The 11,683-nt window shown below is 41.0% G+C and carries 8 protein-coding genes; 2 read left to right on the plus strand and 6 right to left on the minus strand.

All coding sequences use genetic code 11. The annotated features are described in order from the left end of the window. Positions 1-29: 29 nt before the first annotated feature. From KJS58_RS23560 to KJS58_RS23575, 4 genes are all read right to left on the minus strand, one after another. A complete protein-coding gene (locus KJS58_RS23560; RefSeq protein WP_213535998.1) occupies positions 30-1,592 on the minus strand; it encodes a glycoside hydrolase family 68 protein in 1,563 nt (520 codons plus the stop codon). A gap of 103 nt (positions 1,593-1,695) precedes the next feature. Continuing rightward, entirely contained in the window at positions 1,696-2,973 is a 1,278-nt protein-coding gene (locus tag KJS58_RS23565) for an ABC transporter substrate-binding protein (RefSeq protein ID WP_213536000.1), read from the minus strand. Between the two features lie 29 nt (positions 2,974-3,002). Beyond that, the gene (locus KJS58_RS23570) at positions 3,003-4,199 is read right to left on the minus strand and encodes a response regulator transcription factor (protein ID WP_213536002.1); all 1,197 of its coding nucleotides are present in this window, start codon (positions 4,197-4,199) and stop codon (positions 3,003-3,005) included. Next, on the minus strand, positions 4,177-5,982 hold the full coding sequence (locus KJS58_RS23575; RefSeq protein WP_213536004.1) for a cache domain-containing sensor histidine kinase: 1,806 nt from the start codon (positions 5,980-5,982) through the stop codon (positions 4,177-4,179). Before KJS58_RS23575 ends, KJS58_RS23570 begins: the two co-directional genes overlap by 23 nt. A gap of 386 nt (positions 5,983-6,368) precedes the next feature. Between KJS58_RS23575 and guaD the strand changes: the two genes are divergently transcribed. Together guaD and KJS58_RS23585 are read left to right on the plus strand one after the other, a co-directional pair. Then, positions 6,369-7,733: a guanine deaminase gene (gene guaD, locus KJS58_RS23580; RefSeq protein ID WP_213536006.1), complete on the plus strand. Its 1,365-nt coding sequence runs from the start codon at positions 6,369-6,371 to the stop codon at positions 7,731-7,733. Positions 7,734-7,772: 39 nt separating this feature from the next. Further along, a complete protein-coding gene (locus KJS58_RS23585; RefSeq protein ID WP_249717852.1) occupies positions 7,773-9,125 on the plus strand; it encodes a uracil-xanthine permease family protein in 1,353 nt (450 codons plus the stop codon). Positions 9,126-9,179: 54 nt separating this feature from the next. Here KJS58_RS23585 and KJS58_RS23590 read toward each other — a convergent pair whose 3' ends face one another. After that, complete coding sequence (locus tag KJS58_RS23590; RefSeq protein ID WP_213536008.1) at positions 9,180-10,730, minus strand: acetamidase/formamidase family protein; 1,551 nt, start codon at positions 10,728-10,730, stop codon at positions 9,180-9,182. Positions 10,731-10,947: 217 nt separating this feature from the next. Continuing rightward, positions 10,948-11,547 (minus strand): sugar O-acetyltransferase, encoded by a 600-nt coding sequence (locus tag KJS58_RS23595; protein ID WP_213536010.1) that lies wholly within the window; start codon positions 11,545-11,547, stop codon positions 10,948-10,950. Positions 11,548-11,683: the final 136 nt, after the last annotated feature.

Consider the following 11,683-nt stretch of genomic DNA (forward strand, 5'->3'; position numbering starts at 1 on the left):
ATGCTATATATAGCATTTACTTTCAGTTCTTAGATCTCTTTTTTATTTGGTTTGTTTGAATTGTTTGAATTGTTTGAGTTATTTGAATGATTCGGTTTGTTCGGTTTCACCGGTTTATTTGGATTATCCGTAGAGATGGTGATTTGACCTTGCTCTAGAATGCTGTCCTTCACAACCGAAGTCGTAGAATTTTTAATATTCATTAAGAAGCTTGGCGCAAAAGTAGAGTGATGATCTTCAAAGAATCCTCTGTTCGTCATGTAACTTGTGATTACCACATTGTTACCTTTCACTTGCGGAATTGCAAAGTGAGCATATGTCCAAGTAATATCATTTGGATCAAGATCTTGATGCAACACAAGTCCAGTACCGTTCAGTGGTTTATAAGGACCAGTTAATGAATTAGATACATATCCAAGCAGGTAGATGTCTTCATCATCGATACCATCAATGTACATTTTAGATCCTCTGGAACTTGTAAACAGGTACCACTTACCTCTTAATTTAAATACATTCGGACGCTCAATTTCATCTGTAACGGTATTAGAAGCAATCAGAGGTTTCAACTCTTTTTTAAATGTATAATCATCATTAAGTTCAATAATACCAAGTGCTCCATTTGCGATTTCCGCAAATGCTCTTACTGGGCTTGCCAGCAATTTCTTTCTTTCTGCTTCGAAGAAAGCTTTAGTTCCGCCGTAATAAGCTGGATTATTAAGGGATTCTGCCCCTTGATATCCTGTTTTCTTACCTGTATTTGCTTCAAACACAAGATATTTACGTCCTTTGTCCTCTATGTAGTGAGGATCTCTTAAGGTATGGTTATCGTTATAGTCACCTTGGCTGAAACCAGTAGATTCCACGTTTTGATAGATTTCGCCATCTTTTCCATCATAGATGGATTTTAGATCTTCTACACCATCAATCTTCAGCGTATTTTTATTTGGTGCTGATACATTGACTTGAGCTGTAGTCAAAATTTGTTTTCCGTAAAAACCGCGTTCTGGAGCCCATGCTTGACGATTCGTGTAGAACAAGCGAATTTTACCATCCGAAGTCATTGTTGCCGAGCCAGACCATTCTTCTGCTTGGTCGTTTAGAAGGGTGTCGCCAGGTACAAGTTTATCGCTATCTTTAAATACGCGGCCGGCATTCTTCCAGCTGGAAAGCGAAGTTTCTCCAGCTTTTTTATAGAACAAGTAGATAAATGTATCTGAACCACGTTTAGGGTCACCAGCTAAGGCAAAGACAATTTCATACCCTTTGTAGTTTGCTACAGTCCCATCCGCATTTTGCAGCGGCCAAGAGTCCCAAACATCCATTTCAATTTTATTGCCATTCTCATCATATTTCACTGCTGAAGGAATGTTTTGAATCGTAGACGCATCAAATTCAGGCACCTTAAATTGTTCACTGTTTTGTTGTGCAGGTATTTTCAGCATATCCGCACGAGTGATATGGGAAAATCCGTACGTTTCTCCTGCATCCTTATGATTGTTGCCTTTTGCTAATGCCAATGTCCCACCGCTAACTAATAAAGAAGCGGACAAGGATAATACTACCGATTGCTTGATCATCTTTTTAAAATTCATAACTGACTCCTCTTTTATAATTAACTTTAAACTCATTGTAATAAAAGCGGGTCATATTAAACATGTCTTACATTGATGCTTTTTGCGGCTTATATTGATTTGTCTATTTCTTCGCATACTTTTCCCATGAAGATTGGAGCTCATCGAGCAGCTGATCTCTATTTATCTGCTTCCGAACATAGGCTTGCATCGCGTATCCGAACTCATCTCTTGTCGGTTCCGGAAACTTAAACCAATTCCAGGACAATGTTTTCTTATCCTCTACATAACGCATTAGATCCTTCACGAGCGGTTCTGAGCGATCGGTTTCTATATTTTTAAATGCAGAAATAAAATGGAATTGCTCTTTCATGAACTTTTTTCCCTGTTCCGAAGATACCATCCAGTTCAAAAACTTCTTTGCTTCTTTTTTCTCTTCGGGTGGAGACAGCTTATTCACAGCCCAGTTATTTGAAACTCCGATTGGCAGAGCATCATTCTTCGCATGATCATTAATCGACATAGGGATAAATCCAATATTTATATTGGGTGATATTTCCTTGATTTTGGACTCCACCCAGTTGCCCTGTTTCAACATCGCTGATTTACCTGTTGCAAACCGCTCCACCTCGGTATTATAATCAATCGTCTCATAATCTGGGTTACCATACTCCATGGTGAGGTCCAGCATTCGAATGACATCCTTGATCTCTTTATTCCCACGGATGGTCTGTTTCCCTTCATTTAAAGCTTGAATAAAAGCGTCTGGGTTGTCCTGCTGAGCAAAAGCGAGATTGAGCATGAGGATAAAAAACCAATTATCTCCGTATCCCACGGTAAAAGGCGTTATCCCTTCGGCCTGTAATTTTTCAGTTGCCTTTTTTAATTCGGTAAATGTAGTAGGAAGTGTATCAATCTTGGCCTTAGCGAAAAGGTCCTTATTGTAGATGAAGCCGTAGCCTTCAAAATTGATCGGCATTCCATATACTTTTCCATCCATTGTCATCGGCTCAAGTGCCTGATCATAGGCTTGATCCACCCATGGCTGATCCGATAAATCCTCTAGATACCTTTTCCATGCCTTCGCTTCTTCGTAGCCACCGTTTGGAAAAATATCTGGACCTGCATCAGCCGAAAATCTCGCTCTCATTTCACTAAGGTAGCTTGCACCCCCGCCGTAAGTTAAAACTTCAATTTTCACATTCGGATTTTCCTTTTCGTATACCTCTGCCATCTTCTCGAACTCGGTCGCAATTTCTACTTTGGGATTCAGGATCTCCAGAGTAATTGTCTTTTCTGCTACGAGAGGTTTTGCTTCCTTCTGTGAAACGATGTCCCTTCCACATGAAGAAAGAGACAGGGTAATAAACCCTGCCATAATCAGAATTCCTATTCGCTTCATGTTTCCTCCATTACTTCCGTTGTATATACTTATACATTTGCCATTCTGGCTTCGCCGGTCATCCTATTTTTCCGCTCTACATTTCGATATTCAATTGGTGTCTTACCTACGTGTTTTTTGAACAATTTAGAAAAATAAATTTCATCTTGGTACCCGAGCTTCAGAGCAATCGAGTACATCTTCTCATCCGTTTCAATTAACCACTGTTTCGCTTGATTAATTCGTAACTGGATTACGTAACTCGAGAGCGTCATCCCTACCTTTTGTTTGAATCGCCGCGAGATATGTTCACGGCTTAGGAAAAACCGAGTTGATAGCTTATCCAAACTTAATTCTTCCATATAGTGTTCTTCTACAAAAGTAACAATATCTTGCATACGTCTTGCATCATCAAGATCTGCTAAACGGTGAATTGCTCTGTAATTTTGTTCTGCCATAGACCTCTGTGCAGATTGATAGGAGGATGTAATCTCTTGTAATGAACGGATGGAATACCCACTGACCAAACGTACGGGAATATCAAACTGCTGTGTAATCCATTCTTCCACCTCAAAGAACTGACCCACCGCCGATAGAATCATACTCACATGCGGATCATTCTGAAGGGTATATACATTTCCCAGTCTTCGAGCATCTAGTTCACGGCTCAGATGCTGTATGTAAGGTTCCGAGTGATGTGTTTGGTAAAAATACAATAACGTAAGATCGTACGCATCCGCTTGCGGAAGAGAGGAGGCAATTGCATCCACATCGAAACTTTCTCCGTTACAAGCGGAGGTGATCTCTCTGTTCAAACGAAAGGATTTTACCTCTTCATAAAAACCGGACTCTACATTGCGACGTTCTTCCTCTTCCAGCTTCCAGGAATTTATCGCGCTTGTCAAAGCTTCGTTCAACAACTCATCTTCAATCGGCTTCATTAAATAATCGACGCATCCATGCTGAAGCGCTTTTCGCATATAAGAATAGTCATCAAATCCCGAAATCATGATTACTTTCCCCGGGTAGGAAATGGCACCCAGCCATTCTATTAATTCAATTCCATTATTCTTAGGCATTTTGACGTCGGTCAGGATAATCTCCGGGCATTCCAGATCAATCATCTGTTTCGCCTCCATACCGTTTTTGGCTTCAAAAATTTCTGTGATTCCATGTTTCTCCCACTGTCCCAAGAAACGGATGATTTTTCTTACATTATTCTCATCATCTACGATAAGAGCCTTCATGTCTTACTCCTCCTTCGTACTTAAGTGGAATCACCAGCCGTACAGAGAATCCTTCTCCCTGCAAGTTGTCTACCGTGATTCCTGCTGACTGATCGAAATGAAGAACCAAGCGATCATGAATGTTTTTTAAACCGATATGTTTTAGTGAGTAATTCTCTTCATTTGCGGCTGTATAAATATTGTTTTGTAATAATTCCAGTTCCTCCGCAGTCATACTGCTTCCGGTATTTTCAACGACTAGATGGATATTCTCGCCCTGAATTTCGCCGCATATATGTAAGCAGGCTTGTTCATATCCCTTGTCATAGCAATGTTTAAAAAAGTTTTCAACGAGTGGCTGCAAAATCATACTCGGAACCGGCACATTAAAAATTTCTTCAGGAATCTCAAGTGAGTAACTAAAGTCATTCTGAAAACGCTCCTCTTGAAGGTGCAAATAGGCTTTGACATACTCTACTTCACTTCGGATCGTTGCTTTTTGATCGACTCGTATCGAGTAACGCATCATTTTAGATAGAGAGTTGATGAGCTGGTAGACCTTAGGTGAATCAGATAGAAGAGCAACCGTAGCAATGGATTGCAATGCATTAAATAAAAAGTGTGGATTAACCTGCGACTTTAACGCCCGATGCTGGTTCTTCCTATTCTCTATCTCCAGTTTGTATTCCCGGTCAATATGTCGATTAATTCGGTTCATCATATCTTTGATATTTCGCTCCAGGATCCCAATTTCATCCTCTCGTTTATCATTAAACGGAGCATTCATATTCCCTGCCTCTATGCTCTGTACCTTTTGGCTAAGCAATTTGATCGGACGTGTTACATAGTAGGAAATAACAGCTACCATAATCATACCGAGACCTCCCACAATGACACCAACGATGATGTTTGTGTAGGCTGTTGATCTCACGCTCTCAAATAATAGTTGGCTTGAGGTGATTTTTGTAAAATGCCAATCTTTTATCGGCACTTGCAATGAGTTAGAAAAAACAATATTTCCATCAGATATGGTTGCCCCTGCTGGAGAAGAATAGATAATATCCGCTAACTCAGCCGGAACTGCCCTGCCTGTCCAATTGTCATTACTTGTGTATATAACGTGCCCCTCTGCATCTGACAGAAGCACCGTTTCATTTTTTGCAAGCACATGATTTGCCAGGCTCGCGATCTGATCCAGATCCATATCTATTGTAATGATTCCAAGAAACTCATTCGTCAGGGTATCCATAATTTTATGATGAATAGTAAGAACCACCGTTTGATCAGATTCTGGCAAAATGGAGGTATTATTATAGTTCACAATCGGATGAGGCGGTTCAATAACATAGTTCATCTCTGAATCCATGAGCTTCTGAATCGAGGCTTGTTTTAATAGTTCCGAATCCCGCTTCCCTGAACTTAGCATGGCGTTATAGACGGAAAATGAGATTCCCTCTTCATGGGTATAAAACCGAATTTGGCGAAACTCACTTCTCATCAGATAAAAGTTGACCATATCTTTATTGATTTCTTGCAAATTGAGATAAGGTGAGTCCTCAAACCCCTGCTTAAAAAAGCGAAAAAAATCAGGGTTTCTATATAAAAGGTAAGGAAGATTCACAATATCATCAAAATACTTTGCTATGTCGTAAGATGCCTGCTGCATCTGTTCTCTGCTGTTCTCTAGTTCATGGCGTTCCACATTTTCCTTGGTTTGTCGATAGATGAGCAGCACAGATAGGAAATAGGGAAGAATGATAAAAACAAGCAGTAAGATTAGTAAGCGATTCTGGATGCTTTTCAACAATAAATACTCCTTTATATAAGACAACTTCCAATGTTTTACTAAATTAAATAGGTAGTAGAACCAAATAAATACTTGCTGCTAGCAGCAAGTATTTATAAAAGATTCTATTATTCTCATATGGTATACATGCGAAACGCACTATCTATATTACTATGATCTCCGGACAAACTCCTGTTCTTAATTACCCATTTTTGCTTCCTGTGAAACAGAAATATGATACAATTATTTTTCTCGAATCAAATTGAATATTCATCTCGGCTACTGTATCCATTACTATATTATGGCGAAGGCTCATGACTATTCGTCTTTTATTATAGACTTATCATTTTTCACGGATTATAATAACAAAATACATCATAAAAACGAACATTAAGGCGGTAAGTATGAAGAATTATATGCAAATATTTCAAGGCACTGCGTTTACCAGTAAGTCTCCCAAAGAAATTCAAATCCTAAAAGATTATCTTTTCTGTATTAATACAGACGGACTAATTGAAAAAATCGTCGCTCCAGGTGAGCCTGAATATCAAACATTGCTAGATGCATATCAAGGAAAACCTAACTTCCATTCACTAAATGAGGGCCAATATTTCTTGCCTGGTTTCGTCGACCTGCATGTACATGCACCACAGTGGGCTCAATCAGGAACTGCACTCGACATCCCGCTATATGATTGGTTACACACGTACACCTTTCCGCTGGAGTCTAAATTCTCAGATCTCGATTTTGCGAAGGAAGTCTACGATGATGTGGTAAGCACCTTGCTGGCTAATGGCACAACCACTGCTCTTTACTTCGCCACGGTACACAAGGAAGCAAGTATTCTGCTTGCAGAAATCTGCGCTAGTAAAGGTCAGCGGGGTCTCGTAGGGAAAGTCGTCATGGATGACCCAGAAGGCAATCCAGAAATCTATCGGGACGCTAATACTGAGACAGCCTTAGCTGATACGGAAGAATTTATTATCGCTGTACAGGAACTAGCCAAAACAACTAAACAAGGCGTTTATCCTGTCGTGACACCAAGATTTATTCCAAGCTGTACAGATGAAGGGTTAAAAGGCCTCGGAGAGCTTGCAGCGAAATACGATACCTATGTTCAGTCCCACTGCAGTGAAAGTGATTGGGCACATGGTTATGTACAAGATCGTTTTAATAAAAACGATGCTTTTGCTCTGAATGATTTTGGATTGCTTCGTGATAAATCGGTCATGGCTCATTGCAATTTCCTGGATAACGATGATGTCGAATTATTCGCTAAGACCGGAACGGCGATCGCCCATTGTCCTGTGTCTAATGCTTATTTTGCGAACAGCGTCATCCCTGTTAAAGAGTTCCACTCCAAGGGTGTTGAGATCGGCCTCGGATCTGATATTTCCGGAGGTTTCTCTCCAAGTCTGTTCGATAACATCAGACAAGCGGTCATTTCATCCCGAATGCTGGAAGATGGTGTGAATCCTAGCATTCCTGCGGAGAATCGCGGCGTTCCGGACTCACGGATTACAGTTAACGAAGCATTCTATCTGGCGACAGCCGGCGGCGGAGAAAGCCTCAGCCTGCCGATCGGTCGTATTGAAGAGAATTATGTATGGGATGTACAAGTTATCGATACGAAGTTACCTACGGCTAGATTGCCTATTTTTAATGAAAATGAAGACTTACATGATGTGTTCCAAAAAATGATGTACCTTGTAAGGCCTGAACATATCCGTGAAGTTTGGGTACAAGGCGAGAAAGTTCATACACGCTAAGCATTGAAAAAATAGAGAAAATCCGGGGTGTGCATCAGAGTGAAAACACAAGTAGAGCATCAAGGTAATACTGAAATGAAGTCGCAACATCTAACTGTCTTACCCGATGAAAAAGTACCATTTTTAAAATCTGCTTTCCTAGGTTTACAACACGTACTGGCTATGGATATCTATGTGGTGCCTTTTCTGATCGCAATATTACTTGGATTACAATCCAATCAGTCGAGTGCTTTGATTCAATCTACTTTTATTGCTGCGGGGATCGGAACGATCGTACAATCCTACTTTTGTATGAAACTGCCTATGGCCCAGGGACCTTCTTATGTTCCGCTGGGTGCGATCATCAGCATTTATGCTGCTAGCGGCGGCGGGGAATTAGGTTGGAGTTCCGTGCTCGGTGCGAGTTTGGTCGGTTCGTTACTTGTAATCGGACTAGGGTTTACCGGTGTCTATAATACGATTGTCAAAAACTTCATTCCGCCCGTCGTAGGCGGTACCATTATCTTTAACGTAGGACTTTCCTTATTACCTGTTGCACTGCAAGATAATATTTATGAAGCTTCCGGTGCTACCATTCAGCAAAATGTTCTACTAGCACTGATTACCGGAGCTGTACTCATGTTTTTCGTTATTCTTGGTTCTCTTTTAGGTAAAAAAGGATCTTTCTTCCGAATCACATCCGTACTTATGGCGTTAATCGCCGGATGTATTGCAGCAAGCTTTATGGGTGTCCTGGATTTTTCAGCAGTAGCAAATGCGAAATGGTTCAGCATGCCGCAGATTCCTTTTAAAGATTTCGGATTTTCCTTCAATCTTTCAGCAATTATTACAATGATCATTGTTTATCTCGTACTCATGGCGGAAACAACAGGTACTTGGTTTGCCATCAGCAACGTAATTGATCGGCCGTTAACGGATAAGAATATTAACCAAGGTGTGGTTGGCGAAGGAATCAGCTGTCTGGTTGCTTCCCTGCTCGGTTCGACTCCAGTTACCGGTTATTCCACAAATGCGGGGATTATTTCGATCACCGGTATTGCCAGCCGCCGCGTCTTTCTTGCGGTAGGAGGATGGTTCGTCCTCTTCGGTTGTCTCAGTAAACTCGCCGTGCTGATCTCTTCGATTCCATCTGCAGTCATCGGCGGCGTATTCGCCATCATCTGCGGAATCATCGCTATTAACGGACTGCAGGTAATCAAGAATCAAACCATGGGCGAAAAAGAAATGTACATTATTGCGATTCCGATGATTTTCACTCTTGCTTTAGTGCTCATTCCTGATGAATTCTTATCTTCCATGCCTACTTTCGTGCAGTATATCCTGGGCTCTCCTATTCTTGTTGCCTCGGTTACCGCGATTGCGCTCAATAAAATATTGCCAAGTGCAAAGTAAGATAGAACCCGAAGTTGCCCCCAAAGGATATAATTGATCCTTTGAGGGCATTTTTTATTCAGTCTTTGATAATTTCGCTTTATAAAAACTCACAAAATACTCGCTAACTTGAGCCTGCTTATCAATCATTTCAATAGGTGCAATCAACTGTATCCTCTCTCCATTAAAATCGGCTGTCTTCTCTCCGATTGTTGCCGTAAGTGAGTTCCCATTAAAGCGGATCATAACCCTTTTTGTTGCTGGATTCCATTCCACCACTGAACCAAATTGCTCAAAACTTGTTCGCAGCTGTACGAGTTTACGCTCTGATTCTCCAAACACTTTTTTCTGAATTACCGCATGAATGCCCCAGTTAGCATCCACGACTTGTGTTATACCAAAATCAGTGGAAACGGACATAAAAGAGTATGCTTCATCTTCTGTTAAGTTCATTCCTTTCATCAGAAAAGCCTTCGTCTTCAAGGCAGCATCTTTCATCGCTTTGTCGATGGATGATTTATTATAAATATCCTGCTGAGCATTTTCTCCCAGCTCTTCTAAGTAGTTCGCATAGCTAAATCCATGGATTACCCATTCATTCTCATTCTCTAGCAACGGAAAATTAAGACCGCTCAGCTTGTTATTCAGCGATGCTTTTTTATGTAAGATAATCTGAATATCGCCTGTTAATGAAGTTTCAATCGCAGTTCCATTCAGTTCGGAATCTCCTTGCCCCGCATGCGGGTCACCGATAGACAAGAGTGCTCCAGGAACAGAAACGGGATAGTACATGGTAGCTCCTTCGGTAACACGCCAATCATCAATATTACCGCCGTAATAAGAAGGAGGAACGGAGTTCACAATATCCGCTTCTTTCGGTGCTACACTCATCGTTCCAAAATGAAGTCTTACTGGAATTTGAACATCTTTTAATACGTCATTGTTTCTTTCAATTGTATTAGGATCAACGATAAGGCCGGGATAATCCATCGTCTGATGTATTTTTCCATTCGGATCTGTTTGAGGTGTCCATTTATAACTGTACAACCCCTTTGCATAGTCTGTTCCCCCAGCGGAATCCATCTCATAGATCGTTATCACTTCACGCTTGATTGGTTCTTCGATCATCTCACCGTATAAGTACCCCCATCTCGAAGCAACATTGGCACCATAGGTTTTACCTGCATACTGCTCATTCCCATTTGGCCGCAACCTCATATCAAGTATCTTCACCTCAAGCACATCTCCAGGCTCCGCTCCTTCGACGGCAATCGGCCCTGTCATAATATGTACACCCGGACCTCGATTTGCTACATTCTGTTCCGTTTCGTTCCAATGGTAAATATCCTCTACTCCTTCATCACCTTGGATCATTCGTTCATAATCATCCCCGGAATGATGCGTCACCGCCTCGACGGTAACAATATCTCCTGAGTTTACGGTAAGGACAGGCTTGCCTACTCCTATGTTTCCCCAGCGGATATTGTCTGCATTTGCTGCAAGATAATGGGTTTTCGGCATGCTACCCACCTTATCTGCGTTAGCATTACTAACTCCATAATTCGGATTCACCAAAAGTAACAAGGATAAAGCAACAAAAACTTTGCACATATTACGTTTTTTCATAATTCATCTCCCCAATATTTAGTATATGTTACTTTTTCTTACTTAATATGGGATTGATTATATCAGAGGGTTTTTCAGTGAACAATATAAACATTTTTATTAGGCTGAATTTATTTTTTGATCAAAATGTGGTTTGAGCCAAGGAAATCTAATCTTAAGACAAAAAGAAGCCGCCCTATTGGCGACTTCTCTTATTGGTGATTCTAATTCATTTTTGCTAAACGGTATCCATTTTTATATTGATTTTTCTGTCTTTATAATAGTATTCCTTGTCATGCTCATTGATTTCGCGAAGCACACGGCAAGGATTCCCAACGGCAACCACATTAGCTGGAATATCCTTGGTTACCACACTGCCTGCACCGATCACCGTATTATCACCAATCTTCACGCCTGGAAGAATCACAGCGCCCGCACCAATCCATACATTCCTGCCGATATGAACGGGTAAATTGAACTGGGTTACAGGCTCACGCAGCTCGGGCAGAACGGGATGACCTCCCGTAGCAACCGTCACATTTGGGCCAAACATCGTATAATCCCCGACATAGATATGCGTATCATCTACCATCGTCAGATTAAAGTTAGCATACACATTGCTTCCAAAGTGCACATGCTTTCCACCCCAATTCGCATGAAATGGAGGCTCAATATAGCAATCGTCTCCAATTTCAGCAAACATCTCTTTCAAAAGCGCTTGGCGCTTTTCTCCTTCAGATGGACGGGTTGCATTAAAATCATACAGTTTCTCCAAACACTTCAGTTGTTTATTCATCAGATCTTCATCGGTGCAGCTATAAATTTCGCCTGAATGCATTTTTTCATATGACGGATTGTAATATGAAGTGCGACACCTAGTTCAAAATAAAAAATGGCCCATGGCCGGATTCGTGTAGAATGGAGTTACCACACAACACCTACAAGGAGAATCCGCCATGAGCTATACACATCTT

It is taken from the genome of Paenibacillus sp. J45TS6 (assembly GCF_018403285.1).
Lineage (GTDB): Bacteria > Bacillota > Bacilli > Paenibacillales > Paenibacillaceae > Paenibacillus.